The sequence below is a fragment of the Terrimonas sp. genome (assembly GCF_003075435.1).
GTDB lineage: Bacteria > Bacteroidota > Bacteroidia > Chitinophagales > Chitinophagaceae > Agriterribacter.
The window spans coordinates 166,518-190,725 of the sequence record NZ_QCZJ01000002.1; the positions used below are offsets into that span (position 1 = coordinate 166,518).

15 protein-coding genes are annotated in these 24,208 nt (G+C 44.4%); 13 read left to right on the forward strand and 2 right to left on the reverse strand.

The features are described from left to right. Positions 1-374 precede the first annotated feature (374 nt). Entirely contained in the window at positions 375-1,247 is an 873-nt protein-coding gene (locus DC498_RS03375; protein ID WP_116872722.1) for an AraC family transcriptional regulator, read from the reverse strand. Positions 1,248-1,485: 238 nt separating this feature from the next. On the opposite strand from DC498_RS03375, the gene DC498_RS03380 reads away from it, so the two are divergent. The 12 genes from DC498_RS03380 to DC498_RS03435 all read left to right on the forward strand — a co-directional run bounded on the left by DC498_RS03380 (position 1,486) and on the right by DC498_RS03435 (position 19,600). Further along, positions 1,486-4,581 (forward strand): SusC/RagA family TonB-linked outer membrane protein, encoded by a 3,096-nt coding sequence (locus DC498_RS03380; protein ID WP_116872723.1) that lies wholly within the window; start codon positions 1,486-1,488, stop codon positions 4,579-4,581. A 19-nt stretch (positions 4,582-4,600) separates the two neighbouring features. Next, positions 4,601-6,241 (forward strand): RagB/SusD family nutrient uptake outer membrane protein, encoded by a 1,641-nt coding sequence (locus tag DC498_RS03385; protein WP_116872724.1) that lies wholly within the window; start codon positions 4,601-4,603, stop codon positions 6,239-6,241. Between the two features lie 170 nt (positions 6,242-6,411). Beyond that, on the forward strand, positions 6,412-9,252 hold the full coding sequence (locus DC498_RS03390; protein WP_133176751.1) for a hypothetical protein: 2,841 nt from the start codon (positions 6,412-6,414) through the stop codon (positions 9,250-9,252). 93 nt (positions 9,253-9,345) lie between these two features. Beyond that, the gene (locus tag DC498_RS03395) at positions 9,346-10,782 is read left to right on the forward strand and encodes a GH39 family glycosyl hydrolase (RefSeq protein ID WP_240627840.1); all 1,437 of its coding nucleotides are present in this window, start codon (positions 9,346-9,348) and stop codon (positions 10,780-10,782) included. A gap of 121 nt (positions 10,783-10,903) precedes the next feature. Next, a complete protein-coding gene (locus DC498_RS03400; protein WP_116872727.1) occupies positions 10,904-11,761 on the forward strand; it encodes an amidohydrolase family protein in 858 nt (285 codons plus the stop codon). Beyond that, positions 11,758-12,753: a zinc-dependent alcohol dehydrogenase gene (locus tag DC498_RS03405; protein ID WP_133176752.1), complete on the forward strand. Its 996-nt coding sequence runs from the start codon at positions 11,758-11,760 to the stop codon at positions 12,751-12,753. Before DC498_RS03400 ends, DC498_RS03405 begins: the two co-directional genes overlap by 4 nt. A 982-nt stretch (positions 12,754-13,735) precedes the next feature. Then, positions 13,736-14,887: a mandelate racemase/muconate lactonizing enzyme family protein gene (locus DC498_RS03410; RefSeq protein ID WP_116872729.1), complete on the forward strand. Its 1,152-nt coding sequence runs from the start codon at positions 13,736-13,738 to the stop codon at positions 14,885-14,887. A 9-nt stretch (positions 14,888-14,896) separates the two neighbouring features. Further along, positions 14,897-15,682: an MBL fold metallo-hydrolase gene (locus tag DC498_RS03415; protein ID WP_116872730.1), complete on the forward strand. Its 786-nt coding sequence runs from the start codon at positions 14,897-14,899 to the stop codon at positions 15,680-15,682. Positions 15,683-15,710: 28 nt separating this feature from the next. Beyond that, entirely contained in the window at positions 15,711-16,394 is a 684-nt protein-coding gene (locus DC498_RS03420; RefSeq protein ID WP_206197516.1) for an RraA family protein, read from the forward strand. Positions 16,395-16,409: 15 nt separating this feature from the next. Continuing rightward, a complete protein-coding gene (locus DC498_RS03425; protein WP_116872731.1) occupies positions 16,410-17,117 on the forward strand; it encodes a PIG-L deacetylase family protein in 708 nt (235 codons plus the stop codon). Next, positions 17,114-17,902 (forward strand): hypothetical protein, encoded by a 789-nt coding sequence (locus tag DC498_RS03430; protein ID WP_116872732.1) that lies wholly within the window; start codon positions 17,114-17,116, stop codon positions 17,900-17,902. Before DC498_RS03425 ends, DC498_RS03430 begins: the two co-directional genes overlap by 4 nt. A 93-nt stretch (positions 17,903-17,995) precedes the next feature. Continuing rightward, complete coding sequence (locus tag DC498_RS03435; RefSeq protein ID WP_116872733.1) at positions 17,996-19,600, forward strand: SLC5 family protein; 1,605 nt, start codon at positions 17,996-17,998, stop codon at positions 19,598-19,600. A gap of 192 nt (positions 19,601-19,792) precedes the next feature. Here DC498_RS03435 and DC498_RS03440 read toward each other — a convergent pair whose 3' ends face one another. Further along, the gene (locus DC498_RS03440) at positions 19,793-20,683 is read right to left on the reverse strand and encodes an AraC family transcriptional regulator (protein WP_116872734.1); all 891 of its coding nucleotides are present in this window, start codon (positions 20,681-20,683) and stop codon (positions 19,793-19,795) included. 111 nt (positions 20,684-20,794) lie between these two features. Between DC498_RS03440 and DC498_RS03445 the strand changes: the two genes are divergently transcribed. After that, entirely contained in the window at positions 20,795-24,130 is a 3,336-nt protein-coding gene (locus tag DC498_RS03445; protein ID WP_116872959.1) for a DUF5107 domain-containing protein, read from the forward strand. Positions 24,131-24,208 lie beyond the last annotated feature (78 nt).

Consider the following 24,208-nt stretch of genomic DNA (forward strand, 5'->3'; position numbering starts at 1 on the left):
GAATCTAACTTTAGGCGTTATAGCAGAAGACCAGTCAGAAGCTGCAGCTATAGAACAGGTTTTTGTAGTATATTCCATCAATGCATCATTTCCCTCGTAATCATTTTAAAAGATGGGTAGTCTCCGCAATATTTTTAAGCTTTCATTTAACAGGTATTTGATCATTGGTGTCATTTATCCCAACAATACAGGATAGTGAATCCTTTGGTCGTGAAAGTACAATTACTTTGACTGGCTTGCAAATAATACCTTCGGTTTATCCTATGTTACCGGCATTGCCTTAAACAGGGATTTTACATCGTTTGGTAATGCTTCAAGCTCTTTATTGCTCACAGCGTTTCAGCTGAGGGTATATATAATTTTCAGTGCCCGTCTTATGCCGGCTGCAGCAACGAGATCTTCTGAAAGTTCATGCGGTAGGTTTTAGGCTGACAATCCTTGAATTTTTTAAACTGCCTGTAAAAAAATGGGATACTCTCAAACCCGGATGCATAGCATATTTCGCTGATCTGCTTATCTGTTTCAATCAGTAGTTTACAGGCCCTGTTGATCTTATATTCATTCAAAAATTCGAAGAATGGTTTTTTCATTGTTTTGCTGAAGTACCTTGAAAAATATTCTTCGCTCATATTTAGTTTTGAAGCAACATCTGCAAGCGATATCTGCCGCTGGTAATTTTTCTGGATATAATCATATACACTATTGATCCTTGTTTTGTCGGTATCATCTATATCGCATGTAAACTCCTGCTCGCATAAAAATCTGTGCTCATGGTTGTGTGACAGATATTCAAGCACCTGCAGCAATATCATCAGCTTTTCAAACGGCGATGCGCTCAGCATCTCAAAAAATTTCGGCTTTAGCGCCAATGCCACTTCTTTGCTCACCTTTATTCCCTTATTCATCAATACAGACAGGTTCCGGATGCTTTCAAACTCAATGCTCCCCAGCCAGTTCTTATCAAAAAAATCTTCTTTAAGGTATATCACTATCGCGGTTACAGGCTGGTTCTGGTCTATGGTGGTGTTCCATGTATGCGGCAGGTTAGAACCAAGTAAAACCAGTTCATCTTCATAAAAATTTTCAATGGAATTACCCACATACCTGACGCCCTGTCCGCTTAAAATAAATGTAAGCTCAAGCTCGGCATGATAATGCCAGGGATAATAAAATTCCTGGCTTGTTTTCTGGAATTCTACTTTAAACAGTTTGGATTCTGAGGGGATGGGTTTATAATGCGGTTTCATGGTTTGAATATAGGAAAATTAAGCATAGTTATCCTTATTGTGTTTTGATATAACAAAATAGGATAATAATAGTACAAAATAAGATAGATGAATGTATAATATGTACAAGATAAGATAATGATTAAGCAAGATTGTGTAAAAAATCTTGCCGTTGAAAAAATAGTTTTGTGTAGCATGACCAGTAAATGATTGGTCACCAGTATCGAATCAAATTTAAAAGCAACACAAAACAATTGCTATGAAGCTAAAACTCTTACAGTCTCCTGTTTCAGGAAAAGCATTTTTTTCGCTGTTTGTCTTTCTGTGTTTAGCGGGTGCTGTTTTTGCCCAGGCAGATTTTACACTTAACGGTAAGATCACTGATGGTGAAAATGCCCTGTCTGATGTTTCTGTTATTGTAAGGGAGACACAACAGGGTACCACCACCAATGCAAACGGTGAGTTTACTTTACGTGTTTCACGCGGGCAAACCCTGGTTGTATCTCATACCGGCTTTGAAACGCAAACCATTAAAGTGGGTAACAGAAACGAGATCACCATTGCCCTTACTGCTGCTGCCGGTAATGTGTTGAGCGATGTAGTGGTGGTTGGTTACGGAACGCAAAAGAAAACCTCGCTCACTGCAGCCGTATCTACCATGAAAGGAAAGGAGATCGCTTCTGTTCCTGTGGCTAATTTAAGCAATGGTTTGGGAGGAAGGGTATCAGGCGTTATTGTAAAACAAGGCTCCGGCGAACCGGGATACGACGGTTCCAATATCTACATCAGGGGTTTGTCATCTACAGGGTCTAACCAGCCGCTGCTGATCGTTGACGGTATTCCCCGGTCGTTTCAGCACCTTGACCCTAACGCGATAGAAACATTTACCGTACTGAAGGATGCCGCTGCTGTGGCTCCTTATGGTGTTGCGGGTGCCAATGGCGTAATACTGGTAACTACTAAAAAAGGAAAGAGTGGTGCACCTTCACTTACGTATAACGGTTATGCAGGGTTTCAGAACCCGGTAGTATTACCTGATTTTGTGAACTCATACGAGTATGCTACTTTAAGAAACGCGGCAGCGGTAAATGAAGGTTTACCTGAGCCATATACTGCTGAAGAATTGCAGAAGTTCCAGGATGGATCAGACCCGGACGCATATCCTACTTTTAAGGATATATGGGGCACCATCACCAATAAAAATTCATTGATCACGCAGCATAATATCGAGGTTTCGGGCGGTGCGGAAAGAATAAAGTATTATGCCGCGCTTGGCTATATGCAGCAGGAAGGTATGTGGCAGGCAACCAATACCCGCCGCTTTAATGTTACGCTGAACATAGATGCGCAGGTAACCTCTACTACTTCCGTTTCGTTTAACCTGAACGGCCGTAATCAAAACAGCAAGTTTCCTGCTGTTTCTACCGGCCGTATTTTTGAGCTGATCGGTTACCTGCATCCGTTATACGGGCCTTTGTATTTCAGCAACGGCATGCCAGGTACTTTTCTTACAGGCAGCCTCTTTAACAGCGGGTACGAAAAGTATGGTATCAACTCATTGTTTTCACAATTATCTGTTGAGCAAAAGATACCTTTTGTTAAAGGGTTAAAATTAAGAGGAACCATTGCATACGATCCTACTTATACCATGCATAAATTGTGGACACTACCGGTGCATAAAGCAAGCCTCGACAGGTCGCAGACGCCTTATGTTATCAATGATGGTATCTGGGGACAAACCAAACCTTCTCTCCGACAGGATATAGATTTTGCTACACAGCTTACTTACCAGGCCGGGTTCAACTATGATAATTCATTTGGAGATCATAATATAGCAGTGCTGGGTTTGTTTGAAGCAAAAGCCAATGACCTTACAAGTATCATGGCTACAAGAAGGAATTTTAATTTAACGGTAGACGAGATCAACCTGGGTAGCTCCAGCGCTGCTGATATGTCTACAGGCGGTGCTTCCAGCGCTGCACGCCAGGCCGGATTGGTATACAGGGTGGCATATAATTATTCGCAGAAATACCTTGTGGAAGCAAGTGGCCGCTATGACGGAAGCTATTATTTTTCGCCAGACAAGCGCTGGGGTTTCTTCCCTGCATTTTCTGTGGGTTGGCGCTTATCTGAAGAAAATTTCCTGAAGAATAAAATAAGCTGGCTTAGCAATCTTAAGCTGAGAGCATCATATGGTGAAGTAGGAGCTTTGGCAGGTAGTGCATTTCAGTACATGAGCACGTATAATGTATTGGGTACAAACTACGTGTTAGGCGGTAACGCGGTTCAGGGAATCAGCGAGCGGTCAGAGCCTAACCCCAATATTACCTGGGAAAGAGCGAAGAAAACAGATATTGGTCTGGAAGCCAGCTTGTGGAAAGGCTTACTGAATTTTGAAGTGGATTACTTCTATGAAAAGCGTTCTAATATGCTGATGAGCCCGGATGTGATCATACCTGCCGAATATGGGGTAGGGTTAAGCCAGGTGAATGCAGGTATCATGTCGAACCAGGGATTTGATTTCACGATCAGGTCGGCTTATGATTTTTCCAAAGACCTGCAGGTATCATTGTCAGCCAACATGACCTATGCTAAAAACAAGCTGCTCCAGGTTTTTGAAGGAGCTACTACCTATAACAATCCCAACAGGAGAATAACAGGCAGACCGCTCGGAACACAATTCGGCTTCCATGCTTTGGGTTATTTCCAGGCAGAAGATTTTGAATCAGACGGTTCATTAAAATCCGGTATAGCTACCCAACCCTGGGGAGCTGTTCAGCCCGGTGATATCAGGTATGAGGATATGAATAAGGATGGACAGATCAATAACGATGACCTTACTGTAATAGGTAACCCTACAGCGGTTCCGGGTATCATTTATGGATTTGCACCTTCTGTTCGTTACAAAGGGTTTGGATTGGAATTATTGTTCCAGGGTGCCGCGAAAGTGGACTGGTATTATCACGGTTCCGCAATCATGCCTTTCTGGGAAACCATGTTGCCTTATAAGCAAAACTTTGATTACTGGACTCCGCAGAATACCGATGCAAGATTCCCAAGACTTACTTCTTCCCCAACAGTAAATAATTCACAAACCTCCTCTTTCTGGATGGGTGATGCGGATTATTTAAGGCTGAAGAGCGCTACCTTATCTTATACCATACCCGCTTCTGTAATGAACAGGGTCGGGCTGCAATCTATAAGAGTTTATTTGTCGGGTCAGAATATTATCACATGGACCAAGCTTATCAATTACGATCCGGAGATCGGTCCAAACAATTCATGGATACCGAACGGAAGCTGGGGTTATCCTAACCAGAAAGCGCTTTCTGTAGGCTTGAATATCACTTTTTAACCGGCAAAATTGAAAATGTATGAAAAAGCAATTATTTAAGATATCACTCAATACGATCATAATTCTTTCTGTCTCGTTTTCTTTTACCTCCTGCAAAAAGTTCCTGGAGGTAGTACCTACGAACCAGGTGTCAGACCTCACTTTGTGGGCTACCCAGGATAACGCGGATCTGTTCCTGAACAATATCTACGCTTCCGTACCCACACTAGAGACAGGAGATCCCTGGGAAAATTTTTCAGACAATTCTTTGAATGGCCAGGCGGGTCGTGTAAGTACAAATGTATACGGACCTGGCATCTATACGCCTGCCAATACACCTAACAAGTGGGGGCAGTATACCAATATCCGCAAGTGTAATTTGTTTATTGAGAGGGTTACGGCTTCCTCTTTACCGGAAGACTGGAAAAAAGTGAGACTGGCAGAAGCACGTTTCTTAAGAGCATATTTTTATTCCATATTATGGACTTACCATGGTGGTGTGCCTCTTATTACCGATGTACTTAATATCAATGAGCAGGGCGATGCGGTTTTCCGTGCAAGAAATACTTCTGAAGAAACCGCCAGCTTTATCATTTCCGAGTGCGGCGCTATAGAAGCTGACTTGCCTGTAACCGCTCAGTCAGGAAGGGTAACCAAAGGTGCTGCGCTTACGCTTAAGGGTTATGCTGAACTGTTTAATGCCAGCCCGTTGAAAAATCCATCCAACGACCTGGCACGCTGGGAGCAGGCAGCCACTACTTATAAAAAAGTGATAGACCTTAATAAGTACAGCTTATTCCCTGATTATACAACACTGTTTTACGAAGAAAGTAATAACAACGTGGAAGTAATATTCAGCCGCCAGCATCTTGGTGGTACTTCCCTTGCAAATTATATCGGGCAGATAGGACCGCGTTTTGTGAACGGCTCTCTTACAGGCTGGGGACATGTGGATCCTACGCAGGACCTGGTGGATGAGTATGCAATGGCTAACGGCCTGCCTATTACAGATCCGGGGTCAGGATATAACCCGCAAAAGCCTTATGTGAACCGTGAAAAAAGATTTTATGAATCTATTATTTATGATGAATCCATATGGCTGGGTGCTACGATGATCATGAAACAGGGAGTAGGCAGCCTGAATGCCACTGACCTGAACAACAGCAGCATATCAACAAGAACAGGTTATTATGTAATTAAAGGGGTGAACCCTAAATATGCAGGCGCGCAGGACAATGGCAACAGTGCCAACTGGATTATTTTCCGTTATGCGGAAGTATTGCTGAGCTACGCGGAAGCAAGGAATGAAGCAACAGGACCTGATCAATCCGTATATGATGCGGTTAACGAAGTGAGGAGCAGGTCAGACCTTCCGGATCTTCCTGCAGGCCTGAGCCAGGCAGATATGCGTAAGGCGATAGCCCGTGAAAGAAGGGTAGAGCTGGCATTTGAAGAAAAGAGATTACCTGATCTGCTCAGGCTGAAGCTCGCAGAAACCAAGCTGAACGGTACTGTGCATGCGATCAAGATTGATATTGTAGGCGGCAATACAGTATATACGGTAGTACCTGCAGGCGGAGGCGCAAAAGTTTTTGATCCTGCAAAAAATTATGTACTGCCTATTCCGCAATCGGCAATTGATAAAAATCCAAACCTGGAACAAAATCCGAATTATCAATAAGAACAGGCGTAGATTCGGGTGTTTAAAATTGTTGTGTTGAAAGTGGGCGGTGAGATACCGCCCACGGCGCACACCGCCCACCGCCCTGGTTGGTGAAAACACCAATCAGGTACAAGAAGAAGGAAGGAGAATGCTATAATTTTTTATCAGTTTTCGGCACAGCGATCATTATGAACAGGATGCAACATTTTCAATTGGTGGCTATTACTATACTGGGTCTGGCAGGCGGGATAACCATATCCTGTCCTGCCTCAGCCCAGGCACAGGCAAATGGCACCGGGAATATTCAGGTAAAAATTTCTTTAGGACATAAAGCGCCGGCCCGCAATGCACGTTTCGTTCAACTGGCAGGCGGTTCTGCCGGTGTGGTGGTGTCGAACGTAGCAGGCAGGCAAATAGAAAAAAACGACCGGGTAACCGCTGCTTCGTCTATACTTAACTGTGGTGCAGGCGATGTGGATGAGTTGGTAGCAGATATCAGTTATCTGCTACCTTCTGCTCCATTAAGAAAGCTGGCAGGATGGAAAGACGGATACGCGGTAAATGATGATGCTATGTGGGGCTACCTGATGGAGCACGGTTCACCCGGGCAGTCACGGCGTTTGAAAGATGATCAGTGGAATAAGCCCGATGCGCCTTTACTTACCGTTCAACTGGATGAGGAAGGCACAACGGGATTTACAATTGCGCTGGAACAGCTTATCAGCCATGGCGCAATGTGGCTTCCTGAACAGGATGCGTTTATTACGCTTGCTGATAAACCGGTTGATTTTAAAATGCATATTGCTGCTTTAAAGGGAACAAGGGTGCTGGATGAAGTGGCACAACAGGCTGACGCATCGCTGGAAACATTTCAAAAGCTTTGGCCGGATATCGGCAACCCCAATGAGTGGGATCGATCCTGGCAAACCCGCTGGATGGGTACTACCGGGCATCTTACGGTAACGGCTGCTGCGCATGGTTCTGTATATAAGTTTGCAGTGGACCGCTGGGGAAATGTACGTCCGGATTTTGCATCTCCGCATAAGTTCAGGCTTGACCTGCAATGGCCGGAGAGTGCATGGAAGCGACAGAAAATTGATAACGGGTTACCTGTTATTATTACCAATCTTGAAAAAAACGGGCAACTTGCCACTATAGAACAATTCTCCTCTCCATTAGTTGATCTCTCAACAACCATACGCGGGTATATACCCAGCGTTATGTTCAGCAAAATAGATATATCCGGCAAAGCCGGGAACTTTAGCTTTGAAATAACACTGCACAACGAATTAAAAGATCACGCACTTGAAGTCATTCAGCAACAGGGCAAATGGATCATAGCTGATAAGCAGACCGGCGATATTTTTTTAGTAATAGAAACAGGAAAAGACATTACCGTAAAACCAACAGATCCTGTACCCAATAAAAACGGGCAGCAAATTGCATTCACCATTTCTGGTGTGCTTACCGATGGAACGAGCCGGGAGTTTGTAGTAAAACTACCTTCTCCCGCTATCGTCCCTGCTGAGTTAACAAGGCTCAATAACCTGCAATATGCAGTGGAAAGAAAAAAAACGGTGGATTATTGGGAAGGATGGTTGGCAAAAGGGGCATCATTCCAGGTGCCGGAGCAGGCTGTGAATGAGTTATACCGCGCCAATCTCTGGCATGCGCTTATTTTACCACGTCATACCCTTGATATTGATGGAAAAAAACATATGGATCTGCCTTATGCCAATACTGCGTATGGACAGAGAAATGCAGACTGGCCCGTCAACCAGGCAGTATATGTAGATTATATGATCTATGGTTTGCGCGGGTATGATGATGTGGCGCAGGATGAATATACTGCTATGTTCAAAAGTCAGCAGCAGCCCGACGGCAGGATAGGAGGGTTTGCCAACTGGGGTGTATATTCGCCCGGGCAACTGTATGCCATAGCACAGAACTTTTTACTATCCGGCAACAGGCTGCAGTTTGAACAACTGCTTCCGAACGCGCTTAAAGCGCTCGACTGGTGCCTGGCGCAGGTGGCTAAGTCAAATGAAGGAGCCAATAAAACAGGACTGATCCTGGGGCCGCTTAATGACCTTACCAATGCGGAAAGAGAGTGGGCTTTTAACCAGGCATATTATGTGGGCGGACTGGAAGCGTTTGCCAAAGCGCTGTCGGTCTATAACCATCCCCGTGCGGAAGAGGTACAGCATATAGCATCCAAAATGAAAGCAGATGTGGTAAAGGAATTTGCCCGCGGTAGTGTAAAATCACCGGTAGTGCAGTTGGAAGACGGTACGTGGATCAACTATGTACCAACTGATGCGCTGACATGCCGGCGCATGATGGATCAGTGGTATCCAACCGATGTAGATACTGGTCCTTTACATCTTACCCGGTTAGGCGTTATTGACGCGCATAGCTGGCTTACCACAGCTATGCTGCATGATCATGAAGATAATTTGTTCTTTAAAAACCAGGGCGCTGCCAATGAGCCGGTGTACGTTCAGCAATCCACTCCATATTTTTTGAGAGATAACGTGAAAGCTGTGATCCGTGCTTTTTACAGTTTAATGGCCTGTGGTTTTTCGCATGAGCAATATACTTCGCTGGAACATCGCTGGGCATGGGGGCAGTATTATGGCCCGCCCAGTACAGATGGCGCCTGGTTTGAGATTTACCGCAGAATGTTGTTGAACGAAATAGGACAGGATACCTTAATGATCGGGCAGGCCATACCACAAAGCTGGCTGGAAGAAGGAAAGAAGATAGAAGTGAAAGACGCGCCTACTTATTTCGGGAAAACATCGTTTTCCATAGAGGGCTTGAATAAGGAAAATGAAATTAAGGCGACTGTTGAAGTGCCGGATCGTGATGCGCCGCGGCAGTTGCTGGTAAGGTTTCGTCATCCTGCGGGTAAGATGATCAGATCAGTGCTGGTAAACGGAAAGCGCTGGAAAAACTTTGATGCCAAAAAGGAGTATATCAGTATTCCCGCGCCATCAGGTAAATATATCATCTCGGCCAGGTATTAATAAAACAATCTTTGCTTTAATCAGGATACCATGTTCAAAACAATATCATTTTCTTTAGAGGTACATTTAAAATTACTGTGCCGTAAATTGGCGGTGAGATATCGTACACGGCATACGCCCCGGTTGCTGTCTTCATCAACCAGCAACCATTTTAAATATGCCCTTTTTGTATCAATCTTTTTGTTAACCACGCTGTATATACAGGCGCAGGTTACCAATGTAAAAGTTGACTTTAGCAAAGAGCTCGGCCCCATGAAAATGGAGCAGATGGCATTGGGGCAGGGAGGGCTTTCAGAAGAGCCTATGCTGGCAAGCCGGGTTACTGAAATAAGAGCGCTCCATCCCGGTATCATCCGGATTTTTGTAAGTGAATATTATGATGTTATTCCTGAGCCGGGTAAATATCATTTTGCAACACTCGACAGTACTGTTTCGAATATATTACAAACAGGCGCCAGGCCTTTTATGAGCTTTTGCCTGAAGCCCAAACAGTTTTTCCCGGTAGTAGATCACGATATCGTGGAGCCCAATGACTATGCAGGCTGGGAACAGTTTGTATACGACGTGGTAAAACATTATGTAAATAAAGGTGCCGGCATTACCTACTGGGAAGTAGGCAATGAAGTGGATATTGGTGAAGACGGTGGCACACCTTACCGCTTTAAGCCGGAAAGCTATGCACGTTATTATAAGCATACAGCAGCAGCGATTCTTCGTGCTGATCCTAATGCGAAAGTAGGAGGACCGGCATTGGCATATTATAAATCGCCTATCTTACCGGAATTGTTACGGGTTTGCTCAGCAGAGAAAATACCCTTGCATTTTGTTTCTTTTCATCATTACAATAATAGTCCCACTGTTATACGCGGACAGATTGAATATGTAAAAAATCTTGTGGCGCAGTATCCTGATATAAAAGCGGAAACGATCATGAACGAGTGGAATGTGGATCTGTTCAAACCTATTCTTGATACGCGTTATCAGCCCTGTTATGTTGCCGAAACCATCTGGCAAATGAAAGATGCAGGTTTGGACTGGTCATGCTATTATCATATCCGTGACTGGTATGTTTCGTTTGAAACATTTTCAAGATTCTTTTCCCCTCACGGCACCGCGTTCATGACGAGGTGGTGGAACCGCCAGGCGCAGTTCAGCGGACTGTTTGATTACCAGAACCAGATCCGCCCGGCGTATTATACTTTTAAATTATTATCAAGACTGGCAGGAAACAAACTGGCGGTTACATCCAACAACGATAAAGTACATGGCTTTGCAGCGCATGATGCCAAAATGCTGATGCATAATATGATGCTGTGGAATTTTTCGGACAAGCCTGTAACCGTTAAAGTAGATCTTGTTGATCTTCCGAAAGATATGCAGGTACGTCATATTGTGCTGGATGCAACCGGGGCAGGATTGGAAGAAAATCAGCGCTTACGTCCAGATCCTTTTATTAAATTGAAGAAAGGTACGCAAACCATCAACCTGAAACTGGAGCCCTGGGGAGTGCATTACTGGTCGTTTGAGTAAGGGGCAATGGTCAATAGTGAATAGATGAATAGTGAATGGGCAATGGTGAATAATGAAGCTGATAGCTGACACCTGATAGCTGATAGCTCAAAGCCGATAGCCCAAAGCAAAAACAAGAATTATGATCATAGACATACATACACATATTTTTGATGCCGCGCAGCATTTTGGTCCAAAGCTCAATGCAGACCTGGTGAGGTGTGGTGTTGATCCTGCTGTATGGGGCAATGTGGAAGAAAGGCATTTGGAAACAACAAAAGCGGCTGATGTAGCGGTAGTATTTGGTTTGCAGGCATCCGCCACCGGCTGGAATATTCCCAATGAAGCGGTAGCCGCACATGTTGCAAAGGCACCGGAAAGATTATTGTTCTTTGCTTCTATTGATCCGCTGCAATCGGATTATATGGAGGAACTCGAAAAATGCCACCGCCAATTCGGTGCCGTTGGCGTAAAGCTGGCGCCATTATACCAGAATGCGCATCCGCAGGATAAAAGATATTATGATATATACCGGTATTGCCAGGCGAACGGATTACCAATATTATTTCATGCGGGTACCTCTTTTGTAAGTGGTACCCCGTTGGATTATTCCCGACCTGTGCACTTTGATGCGGTGGCGGTTGATTTTCCCGGACTGCGCATGGTGCTTGCACACCTGGGTCATCCCTGGGAAGGGGAGACCATCGCGGTGATACGCAGGCATGCACATGTATATGCAGATATATCCGCGCTCTATTATCGCCCCTGGCAGTTTTATAATTCCATGCGGCTGTTGGTAGAGTATAAGGCGCAGCATAAAGTTTTGTTCGGTTCTGATTTTCCATTTACCACCACAGGTGATTCCATAAAAAATGTACGGGCATTGAATAGTATTACAGGTTCCAGTGGTTTGCCGGAAGTGCCTGCTGAAGTAATAGAAGAAATTATTCATCGCGACGCGTTGAGCTTGCTTAACCTGCCAAATCCTTTACAAAAGTGAGCAATCTTCCACCATATATGCAGGTACTGCAGTTGCAGGGAATAGAACAACTGGTTCAGGTAACATTACCTGTGCCGGTACCTGCCGGTGATGAAGTGCTGATACAAACAAAGGCTGCTACAATATGTACCTCTGATCTGCACGATATCAGGAGCAATCCTTTTGGAATACAGTATCCGCGTGTGATGGGACATGAAGGGGCAGGCATAATTGTGCAGTGTGGCACTGATGTTAAGAATTTAAAACCAGGAGACTGCGTTGCGGCTCATCCTGTTGTTCCCTGTGGGGTTTGTGAGGAATGTATGCGCGGTTTGCAACATTTGTGCTCACGCATGGGGCATTCCGGTATAGACCGCGACGGCTGCTTTGCGGAATATTTTGTGCAGCGGGCAGACAGGGTAAGGAAAATTCCTGCTGATATTTCTTTTGCTACCGGGGCGTTGTTGGAACCGGTATCTGTTTGCCTCGAAGCGGTATACCGTGCCGGTAATATTAAAGGTAAAACCGTGCTTATTGTGGGTGACGGGCCTTTTGGAAATATCATTGCGCGGCTTGCCCGAAAGCAGGGCGCCGGTCGTGTGATGGTATATGGGCGGACACCGTTCCGGCTGGGGATGATACCGGGAGCAGAAATACTGGATGCTGTTCCGGAAAGATCGGTTGATGTGGCTATTCTCGCTGTTGGTAATGCGGAAGCAGCAGGGAGTTGTATCAAAGCATTACGTCCCCGCGGCAGGATGGTGGTATTCAGCGCGGCGCATCAGCCAGTTTTAGTGGACCTGTTCAGCGTGCATGTGCTGGAGCTGGAAATAGCGGGCGCTTGCAATGATGAAGATAAAATAGATGAAGCATTGGCGTGCCTTGGTGACAGATCACTGGCATTGGAAAATATAGTGACGCACCAAGTGCCATTTAACGATTGGAAAGAAGCATTTGATCTTGCCCGTAACGGACATGACCAGGCGTTGAAAGTAGCGTTGGTTTTTGAGTGATGGCATCGCCAGAGGCGATAAGACAAGGGTGCTAAGCGAAGACGCTTAGCACAGCGTAATGTTTGAGTGATGGATTTTCCTACAGGTGGGTGTCGCCACCCGCCTATCCTCTTTCGTGGTTCGTGTCTCACGAACCACGAAAGAGGTGGTTGAGTATTGGGATATTTTGTTTTTGTGCTGCCGATAAAAGCTAAACCCACTTACCGTCACTGCGATACCGCCCGCATGAAGATCTGAGTTAAAAGAATGTAGCGGCGGGAGAAGCAGCCTTCGTGTTTGGACAAGGCCGTAGATTGCGAGGATTGCTTCGCCGCGAAACGGGTTGAGATTTGATAATTGTTGAGGCGGCTCGCAAAGACGGGCGAGGGGTTGAGTAATGACATACTTTGTTTTAGTGCTGCCGGTAAAAGCTAAACCCACTTACCGTCACTGCGATACCGCCCGCACGAAGATTTGAGTTAAAAGAATGTAGCGGCGGGAGCCTGCCCGCCGAGGTGGGAAGCAGCCTTCGTGTTTGGACAAGGCCGTAGATTGCGAGGATTGCTTCGCCGCGAAACGGGTTGAGATTTGATAATTGTTGAGGCGGCTCGCAAAGACGGGCGAGGGGTTGAGTAATGACATACTTTGTTTTAGTGCTGCCGGTAAAAGCTAAACCCACTTACCGTCACTGCGATACCGCCCGCATGAAGATCTGAGTTGAATGAATATTGCGGCGGGAGAAGCAGTCTTCGTATGTGGGCAAGGCGGCAGACTGTAGGAATGACTTCTGGTGAGTGGTTCGTGAGACACGAACCACGGCAAAGGAGATTGCTTCGCCGCATATCATTCATAATATTTTGAGTTGATGCGGCGGCTCGCAATGACGGAACCAGGTTGATAAAATCGCCGGAGGCGATAAGACAAACGTGCTAAGCGAACCTGCCTGACGGCAGTCAGGGACGCTTAGCACAGCAAAAAGGCGAATAAAAACTAAACTAAACGCATGAAGATAACCAACGTAGAAGCATTTATCCTTCAGTCGCCGTTTGAAATAACCAACCCGGCGGGAAGTGAAGAGGCGCGTGGCGTAAAGCACTGCCTGCTGATAAAGGTAAGCACGGATGAAGGCATTACCGGCTGGTCGGATGTGGAAACCTCTCCGCATGTAGGCGAGGCCGTTGTAAACGCGCCTGAAAGTGGCGCGGGCATGTTTGAAGGATTAAGAGAACTGGCAATAGGCGAAGATCCTTTTGAAGTAGAGCGCCTTTGGGATAAGATATACAGAGGTACCATTTATTTTGGAAGAAGAGGCGCCGCGATGCAGGTATTATCCGGCTTTGATATTGCCTGTCATGATATTATCGGTAAAGCCATCAATCGCCCGGTACATAAAATATTAGGCGGCGCCAGAAGAGATAAGGTTCAGGCCTATGCTTCCACACTTTTCCGTCCTACCACAGATGCGATCAGGCATGCCTGTGAGTTTTATATGCAGCGCGGGTTCAAAGCGGTGAAATTCGGGTGGGGTGTGTTCGGACAGGATATTAAGCAGGATGTTCAACTGGTGGAAACCGCGAGAAAAACATTGGGACCTGATATTGCCCTGATGGTAGACCCGGGATGGATGGTGAAACGCAGCGCCTATGATGCGATAGCGCTTTGTCGCTTGCTGGAGCCTTATAATATTTACTGGCTCGAAGATTTTCTTCACCCGGAATTGTACCCGGGATACCGTAAGGTAAAGGAAGCCGGTGTAAAAACACGTATTGCTGCCGGGGAGCAGGAAGCAACGGCATGGGGATTCCGGCAGCTGATAACAGAAGGTGGGGTAGATGTGGTACAGCCTGATCTCTCGAGATGTGGTGGGTTTACCCAGGCAAGAAAGATCATGTGGGAAGCAGAATATGCAGGTGTAGATGTTTGTCCGCATGCCTGGCTTACCGATCTGCTCACTGCTGCAAGCCTTCACCTGAATGCAGTATTGCCGAAATCATTATTCCTGGAATACAATGTAAGCGATAACCCGATGTTGCGGGAGATCATCCGTAACCCTGTTCAACTGGATGCGGATGGCTATATACAGGTGCCGCAGGGCGCGGGTTTAGGAATTGATATTGATGAAAAGGCTGTAAAACGATTCTGTGTAAACTTATAGACAACAGCAATGAAAGAAATACTCGATCATACACTGCAATCTTCTGAAGCTGCCTTATGGTGGCTGGGGCAGGCAGGCTATATTATAAAGTCATCAGGGCAGGTGGTTGTGATTGACCCCTACCTATCAGATAGTGCGAATGGTGGTGTGCCCGGCTTTTCACGCGCCGTTCCTGTCCCGTTGCAGCCGGAAGAGCTGAAAGCGGATATTTATATCGTTACACACGATCACCTGGATCATCTTGACCCGGAGACAATCGGTGGCTACCGGTATAAGAATAATACTACGTTTATCGCGCCCCGGCTGGCCGCAAAAAAACTGCATAGCCTTGGCATACCTGCCGGCAATATGCTGGTAGTGAATGCCGGTGACAATGTAACGGTTAACTCAATTACTGTAACAGGTGTTTTTGCTTTGCCTACCGGAAAAGATGTGATAGATACAACGGGATACCTTATTCAGTTTCCTAACGGAAGAACGGTTTATCATACCAGTGATACACAGTTTCATCCAATTGTACTGGAAGCCGCACCTTCCAATCCGGATATAATGCTTGTTCCGATAAACGGCAAATGGAAGAATACCAATGCGGAAGAAGCAGCGCTGTTTGCAAAGGCTGTTCAGCCGCGGTATGTAATGCCGAATCATTATGATATGATGCCGCTGAACGCTGAGAATCCGGAAGTGTTTGCCTGGTTCTGTGAGCATCATGATTTGCCGGGCAAATGTATTATCCAGGAGCATTACCATCCTTTTACCTGGAAAGAAGTAAACGATTCATCAAATAATAATTAAAAATTAAAAGACAAATAAATCAGTTGCTATGGTAACAAATTTTATGTTAGCAGATGACAAAGAAAAATTCAAGTGGATAAAAGAACACCTGTATGTAGCGATCGTGTGTGATGTACTGGATATACTCGGATATCGCAACCAGGCAATGCACCAGCGCCTGCGCCCGCTGGATGCTGATAATTGTACTATTGTCGGTAGGGCCAGAACCTATCGCTGGATGGAAACCGATTATGTGGAAGAAGAAGATCCTTATGGATTGGAGATTGAAGCAGTAGATTCAATCAGGGAAGGAGATGTAGTGGTACATTCCACCGATTTCGCCGGAACCAATGCTCCCTGGGGTGAGCTCATGAGCACGATTGCCAAACGCAATGGCGCTACGGGTTGCATCTGCGATAGCATGATCAGGGATTGTAAAAGGATCATTGAAATGAAATTTCCCATATTTTACGGCGGCATTCGGCCGCTGGACAGTCTTGGCCGTGGACGTGTGATGGCATACGATGTGCCCATCCGTTGCGGGGATGTAGTGGTAAAGCCCGGTGAATTGATCTTTGCGGATTTCGATGGGGTGGTAGTGGTACCGAGAGAGGTAGAGGATAAGGTATTGGAGATGGCACATGAAAAAGTGTCTAAAGAAAATGCATCACGCAGGGATCTTTTAAATGGAGATTCTCTTCGGGTGGTATATGATCGTTATGGTGTACTTTAACAGGTTTAAGCTTATATGAATATAATTTGCGTGGTTGCTCATCCGGATGACATGGAAATATTGTGTGGGGGTACGCTTGCCCGTTATGCACAATCAGGGCATACCGTTACCATAGCTGTTTTTACCGATGGCAGCATGGGCGATGCTGTTATTAAACCAGCGGAGCTGAAGGGAATAAGAGAAAAAGAAGCACATGCTGCAGCTGGCATCATCGGCGCGAAAGTGATATGGGGAGATATAGTGGACGAGCATGTTTTTCCCGATGCGGCACAAAGACTACGCATGATCGATATTTTGCGGGAAGCAGATCCTGATGTGATCTTCACACATTCCCCCAACGACTATCACCCTGATCACCGGTATGTGGGTCAACTGGTTTTTGATGCCTATTTTCAAAAAGGATTACCGCATATACCCGGTCAGCAAAAACCGGCATGCAGGTTTGGTCAGGCACAGGTATATTATATGGATAACCTGGGCGGTATTGGTTTTTCACCCACAGAATATGTAAATATTACAGAGACATTTGAAATAAAAAAGCAAATGCTTTCCTGTCATAAAAGCCAGTTCGAAGCAATGAAAGACCTGGCAGATACCAACCTCCTCGATATGATAGAAGTGCAGGCCCGTTTCAGGGGAATGGCTGCCGGTTGTCGCTATGCTGAAGGATTTACCCGGCTCGATGCATTTCAGCGCGGGCTTACAAGCAGGATACTCCCATGAATGTAAGCTTTGAAAAATGGAAACACTGGAATGCAGTAACCTGTACCGTTGGTCAAAATACTATGGTGATCGGCATTTCCGCAGGGCCGCGAATATTGGCATTGCGTTATAATGACGGGGGGAATATTTTGTATGAAGATCATACGGGTTTCGGGGTAGGAGCGTGGCAAATGCATGGGGGGCACAGGTTTACAATTGCCCCGGAAAATGATGATAGCTATCATCCCGATAATGACCCCTGCGAAGTTACCATAGAAGATACAGCCATTCATATCACCGCAAAGCAAAGGTTAAACGGTTTGGCGCTTTCTCTTGTGATCAATGCATCTCCGCAGGGAGGGTTTTATGTTGATCATCTTCTTGTAAACAAGGGTTCAACGGATTGGGAAGGCGCTTTATGGGCGATAACCTGTATTCCCCGTTCTCATGTATTATCAGGTTCGTGTACAACAAATACCATCAGTTTTTGGCCGGGCACCGATGCTTCAAAGTGGAAGCATGCCGATGGTCGGGTAACAGTGGAAGATGGTTATTTCAGGGGGAAAGCCGGCTGGTATAGTGCCGCTCCCGAACTTACAGCAATCAGCCATGAAGGAAGGCTCACCATTACCAGCCCGGATAAAACTGTTCCGGAATTATGCGTGGATAATGGCTCAAATGTAGAAATGTTTGTTTGTGCCGGTTGGGCGGAACTGGAAACGCTCAGCAAAAAATATATTGTGAAGCCGGGTGGTTCGGTAGCGCACCGGCAGCACTGGCAATTCATTACCCGGGAACGCTATTAGTTTTTATACGTAACCATTAAGGCATTAAGAAAATTAAGTAAAAGCCTTAATATACCTTAACTTCTTAATGGTTTACAAAACAGATATTTTCGCATGGAAAATTTTCATCTTTCAACACTGGATATACTGATTATCATAGCGGAGATACTGCTGGTGGTCATCATTGGTTTTGTAGCCGCGGGAAAAGTAAAAAGAACAGCAGAAGGATATTTTCTCGCATCAGGCAATATGCCCTGGTATCTGATCGGCGCCGCGTTTGTATCTACCTCTATTTCCAGTGAACAGATCGTGGGAACTATTGGCGCTACCTATAAAGGAGGACTGGGCATTGCCAACTGGGAATGGTGGGCGTTGCCGACCTACCTGTTGACAATGATATTTTTTATTCCCCTGTACCTGCGCAATAAGATCATGACTGTTCCGGAACTGCTGAACCGCCGCTTCGGGCCAGCCTGCGGGGCTATCTACAGCTTCGTGATATTGATCGGTTATATTTTTGTTTTTTTACCACCGGTTATTTATGGTGGTAGTATTACTTTAAGTGAACTGACAGGCTGGGACCAACGATACGTGATGGCAGGAATAATAATTGTAACGGCAAGCTATACACTGGCCGGAGGCTTAAGTTCAGTGATGTGGACGGATGCCATTCAATGCATCATGCTGATCGGCGGTGGTGTGATATTTTATTTTGTTGCGCTGGATCATATTCCCGGTGGATGGAGCGCCATGGTGGAAGCAGCGCCTGAAAGATTTCATCTTTACCAGCCGGCAGACAATCCGGAGGCTCCCTTTGCAGGGTTGATATTGGCTACTTTCGGCGTGTTTTTATTTTACCAGTCATCCAACCAGGTAATGATACAACGCATACTCTCGGCCCGCAGCAGGTGGGATGGCGTAATGGGGCTGATATTTTCCGGCTTTATTAACCTTGTGCGCCCGCTGGTAACCTGCCTGGTGGGATTGATTCTTTACCATTGGCTGGAAGTAATGCGTCAGGGCCCTTCACTGTTACCAGACAACCAGGATAAGGCCTTCCCGTTGGCGCTCCAGTTGTTTGCACCGTCAGGGTTGAAAGGAGTTATCCTGGCAGGATTTTTTGCAGCGGTAATGGCAAGTGTAAGTTCCTTGTCTAATTCCATCGCAACTATTTTTTCATTAGATGTTTATAAGAAGTTCATCAATAAAAATGCAGGAGATAAAAAATTAATTATAGCCGGACAGTTATCCGGCGGCGCGGCATTGGTCATTTCTTCATTGATGGCTCCGTTAGTCGGGAGCGTAGGGCTGTTCAAATATTTCCAGACCGGGGTGACGTATATGGCTACCCCGTTCATTTCGGTATTGCTGATGGGCGTATTCTGGAAACGTGCCAATTATGCGGGAGCTATTGCCGGTTTGGTGGGTGGCGTTATTATCCAGATAGCATTAGGCGCTTTTTTACTGGCGGCTGATATAAAATTGCACTGGCTATATGTGGGAGCCATTGCAGAAGTATTGACAATATTATTGATCGTAATTGTTTCGTTGCGCACAACACCCCCGGTATTAGCAGATATTGACCGGTTTTTATGGAAATGGTCATGGGTGCAGAACATGGACGACAAATCAGCACAGAGACCCTGGTGGAAGCAGATTAAACTCTGGCTTGCTTTATATGCAATTGCATGGTGCTATATTTACTGGAGGTTTTGGTAGGGGGAAGGGGTAGGGTTCACCTATCAGCTATCAGCCATGAGCTATGGGCATTGCACTCTTGTACTGCAGCAATCCTATTCGGCTGAGGTGCAGCTTTTTCTATATTTTGCATCTTCCTTCTATTGCTTGTATATACTGAAAAGTATCGGACAATATTATCCCTGCTCAAACAAATAACAAATAGAACGCTCTTTATTTAATTCGCTTCTCCCTATACTCATTCGGAGATAGTCCCATTACTTTTGTAAACATTCTTGAAAAATAATATTGATCTTCAATGCCCACCTCCTGCGAGATTTCCTTAACCCTTAGCTTGGTAAAAAGCAGGTACTGGCAAGCCTTTTGAACTTTCAGGTGGTTAAAATATTCCATTGGAGAAAAGCCGGTTTTTTTCTTAAATAAATAAGAAAAATGTGAAGGGGATAAGTTTACCTCGCAAGCGATCTCTTCCAGGGATAATATCCTGTGCGTATGCTTACTTAAAAAATCTATTGCAAGGTCAATGGAATCCTTATTGCTTAGTTTACCCGAAATATCGTATTTATCATTAAAAAGAAAAGTAGAAAAGAAATGCCACAGGCACATGTTTACGCACATCAGGCTATCATTGGAATATCCTTTTTCCAGTTGGGTATACATCTCATTAAATAACTCAATACTCCTTTCCTTAAATCTGATAAATCCGTGTAGTCCATTCTTTTTTTCGATGTCAGTAGTAATTTTTCCGGAAACCGCTCCTTTAAAATGGATCCAGTAAATACTCCAGGGATCATCTTCATCAGCTGTATAGGAATGAGGCATTCCATCCGGAATGATAATAAAATCATCAGCCTCCATTTTGTATTCTTTATTGCGAATGAAAACCCGTCCCTTTCCATCGTTGCAATAAATTAATATATGCTGTTCTGCGCCATGAGGACGTTCCATATAATGAAACCGGGCTCTGGGGTAATACCCTATATCTGTAATATACAGGGTGTTGATCATCTTATTTCTTACACATTTGCTGTTAAGTACCTGCTTGGGAATTACAATAAGCTTTTGTCCCTGAAAGCCTTCTTTCTTTTTTATTGTATGTTCCATGTTTGAAGAATAGGTTTAAAAATAGTAAAAAAATCCATCTAATCAGGACGTTACTCCATTTAACCAACTGTAATAAGAAAATAATTTTGAGTATAAATAAATGTGTTTGCCATGAACCTGGAAGAAGTAAAAGCATGGATAGAAAATGTCAGTATCCCCACTTATCCTACAGGTCTGCCTGAAAAAAATCCCATGTTCCTGGAAAGACGGGTATACCAGGGTAGCAGCGGTGTTGTGTATCCTTATGCGGTGATAGAAAAAATTGAGGACACAAAAACTGATAAAATTTACAAAGCGGTTTTTATGGAAAACCGTTATTTGAAAATAATGATCCTGCCTGAACTGGGCGGCAGGATACAGATGGCTTATGACAAAGTGAAACAGCGCCATTTTATTTATTACAACCAGGTAATTAAACCTGCATTGGTTGGACTTACCGGTCCCTGGATTTCGGGCGGCATAGAGTTTAACTGGCCACAGCACCACAGGCCTTCTACATTTGAGCCGGTTGATTATACCATTGCTGCAAATGAAGATGGCAGCAAAACCGTGTGGGTAAATGAAGTGGAGCGCATGTTCAGAACCAAGGGCATGGCCGGGTTTACCATATATCCTGGTAAAGCATATATAGAGATAAAAGGAAAGTTGTATAATCGTACTCCGTTCCCGCAAACTTTTTTATGGTGGGCTAACCCTGCTGTTAAAGTGAATGATCATTATCAATCTGTTTTCCCCCCGGATGTGCACGCGGTTTTTGATCACGGCAAAAGAGATGTGTCCTCTTTTCCTATAGCCAAAGGCATTTACTATAAAGTAGATTATGCCCCGGGTACTGATATTTCACGATATAAGAATATTCCTGTGCCTACATCCTACATGGCGGTAAGCTCAAAGTATAATTTTATGGGTGGCTACGAGCATGACAGCAAAGGTGGCTTGCTGCATGTAGCAGATCACCATATCGCCCCTGGTAAAAAACAATGGACCTGGGGTAATGGTGAATTTGGTCGCACATGGGATGAAAATCTTACAGATGAAGACGGTCCATACATTGAATTAATGACCGGTGTTTATACAGATAACCAGCCTGATTTTTCGTGGATACAGCCTTATGAAGAAAAAACCTTTGAACAATATTTTATGCCTTACCGCGAAGTAGGCATGGTAAAAAATGCTACTAAAGAAGCCGCAGTCAATCTTGAAATAAATGGTAACAAGGCAAAGATTATATTATATGTTACATCGGTATATGAAAATATCAGAGTGGAACTGCTGAGAGCTGATGAATGCCTGTTTTGCGAAACCATTTCTTCTTCCCCGGAAAATCCTTATCACAAAAAAGTTACACTTGCTAATAGCATACTGCCAGAGGAAATAAAATTGCTGGTCACCAACCTTGCTACAGGAAAAGAACTGGTAAGCTACCAGGAGGAGAAATATGCTGAACAGCCTGTTCCATCACCGGCGCAACCTGCAAAGAAACCTGCTGACGTTGAAAACAATGAACAGTTGTTTTTAACCGGTCAGCACCTGGAACAATATCGTCATGCTACATATAAACCGATCGATTATTATGAAGAGGCATTGAGGAGAGATCCTAAAGACGCACGCAACAATAATGCAATGGGACTGTGGTATTTGAGGCGGGCGCAATTCGCCAGGGCAGAACCTTTTTTCAAAAAAGCGATTGAAACCATTACCCAGCGTAATCCCAATCCATATGATGGTGAGGCTTACTATAACCTGGGCTGGTCGCTCAAAATGCAAAATAAAAACGAAGAAGCGTATGACGCGTTTTATAAAAGTACCTGGAACGATGCCTGGCAACATGCAGGCTATTTAAACCTTGCAAGAATTGCAACACAGAAAAAAAGCTATGAAGATGCTTTAGCATTTATTGAGAAATCCCTGGTAAAGAATTACCATAGTCATACAGCAAGGCATGCCTGTGTTTTTATTCTCCGGAAACTTGATCAATATAAAAAGGCACAGATTTTTATTGATGAATCGTTGGAATTAGATCCTTTTAACTTTGGTTGCTTGTTTGAGAAATACATTTCGCTGTTAGGCGAAAAAGACAAGGCTCAGGCTGCAGCTGATATATTAAATCACTTAAAAAATATCAGCAGGCATAATGCCAATAATTTTATAGAGTACGCTTTTGATTATGCCCATGCAGGACTTTATGAGGAAGCCATTCAACTGCTTTCTATATACAAAGCGCATGATAATCAAAATACCTTAGTTGAATATTATCTGGGCTGGTTGAATTATCAGGCGGGGAACCAGCAAGAGGCAAGAGCACATTTTCAATATGCAGCATCGCTTTCTCCTGATTTTGTTTTTCCCAATAAGATAGAAGATGTTATTGTATTTAAGAAGGCAGTTGAACTAAATCCTAATGACGCTAAGGCATTTTATTATCTCGGCAATTTCTGGTTTGATAAAAGACAATACAATGAAGCCATTGAATGCTGGGAGCAATCGGTAAGGATTGATGATGGCTTTCCTACAGTACACCGTAATCTTTCATTAGCCTATTACAATAAGCGCAACGATGCTGATAAGGCATTGCAATCTATGGAAAGGGCTTTTTCATTAGATGAAACAGATGCCCGTGTGCTGATGGAATTAGATCAACTGCATAAAAGACTGAACAGGGATCATATCGAACGCCTTGATTTTTTGAACAGGTATTTTTCTTTAGTGCAGCAAAGGGATGACCTCGGACTTGAAATAATAACATTATACAACCAGTTAGGAAACTTCATTAAAGCTAAATCACTTTTAAGTGCACGTAAGTTCCATCCGTGGGAAGGTGGGGAAGGGATGGTGATCAGGCAATACCTGATCTGTAATATAGAGATTGCCAAGCAATTTATTGCTGAAGGTAAATATGAAGATGCACTGGAGTTATTGAACCAGGCAGAGAATTATCCATCTAACCTGGGTGAAGGTAAACTGGCAGGAGCGCAGGAAAATGATATTCACTACTGGAAAGGCATAGCGTATGAGCAACTGGGGGACAAAGAAAAAGCTCATCAATATTATAATATGGCGGTAAAAGGGATCAGCGAACCTGCACAGGCTATTTTCTATAATGATCCTCAACCTGATAAAATATTTTACCAGGGATTGGCATGGATAAAGCTGAACAATCCGGAAAAGGCTACAGCAATCTTTAAAAGCCTTATCGCCTTCGGAGCGCAGCATATTAACGATAATATCAGTATAGATTATTTTGCTGTTTCACTACCCGGTTTATTAGTGTTTGATACAGACCTGAACCTGTTGAACAAAATTCATTGTTATTATTTAATGGCGCTCGGGAATCTTGGTTTGGGGAATAATTACAAAGAAAAAGCAAATGAATATTTTGAGCAGGTGTTGCTGCTGGATAAGAATCACCAGGGTGTGATTACTCATAAAATAAATACTGTTAGTTGAATACAGGTATTACTACACAATCGTAAAATAATCCATCAAACACCAAAAATCATCCATCAAAATAACATAGGTATAAAT

Excerpts from the sequence above, each read along its gene's own strand:
- DC498_RS03380 (WP_116872723.1), top strand. The coding sequence starts at position 1,486 with ATGAAGCTAAAACTCTTACAGTCTCCTGTTTCAGGAAAAGCATTTTTT.
- DC498_RS03440 (WP_116872734.1), bottom strand. The coding sequence starts at position 20,683 with ATGGAACATACAATAAAAAAGAAAGAAGGCTTTCAGGGACAAAAGCTT.
- DC498_RS03400 (WP_116872727.1), top strand. The coding sequence starts at position 10,904 with ATGATCATAGACATACATACACATATTTTTGATGCCGCGCAGCATTTT.
- DC498_RS03430 (WP_116872732.1), top strand. The coding sequence starts at position 17,114 with ATGAATGTAAGCTTTGAAAAATGGAAACACTGGAATGCAGTAACCTGT.
- DC498_RS03385 (WP_116872724.1), top strand. The coding sequence starts at position 4,601 with ATGAAAAAGCAATTATTTAAGATATCACTCAATACGATCATAATTCTT.
- DC498_RS03445 (WP_116872959.1), top strand. The coding sequence starts at position 20,795 with ATGAACCTGGAAGAAGTAAAAGCATGGATAGAAAATGTCAGTATCCCC.
- DC498_RS03425 (WP_116872731.1), top strand. The coding sequence starts at position 16,410 with ATGAATATAATTTGCGTGGTTGCTCATCCGGATGACATGGAAATATTG.
- DC498_RS03410 (WP_116872729.1), top strand. The coding sequence starts at position 13,736 with ATGAAGATAACCAACGTAGAAGCATTTATCCTTCAGTCGCCGTTTGAA.
- DC498_RS03375 (WP_116872722.1), bottom strand. The coding sequence starts at position 1,247 with ATGAAACCGCATTATAAACCCATCCCCTCAGAATCCAAACTGTTTAAA.
- DC498_RS03390 (WP_133176751.1), top strand. The coding sequence starts at position 6,412 with ATGAACAGGATGCAACATTTTCAATTGGTGGCTATTACTATACTGGGT.
- DC498_RS03415 (WP_116872730.1), top strand. The coding sequence starts at position 14,897 with ATGAAAGAAATACTCGATCATACACTGCAATCTTCTGAAGCTGCCTTA.
- DC498_RS03420 (WP_206197516.1), top strand. The coding sequence starts at position 15,711 with ATGGTAACAAATTTTATGTTAGCAGATGACAAAGAAAAATTCAAGTGG.
- DC498_RS03435 (WP_116872733.1), top strand. The coding sequence starts at position 17,996 with ATGGAAAATTTTCATCTTTCAACACTGGATATACTGATTATCATAGCG.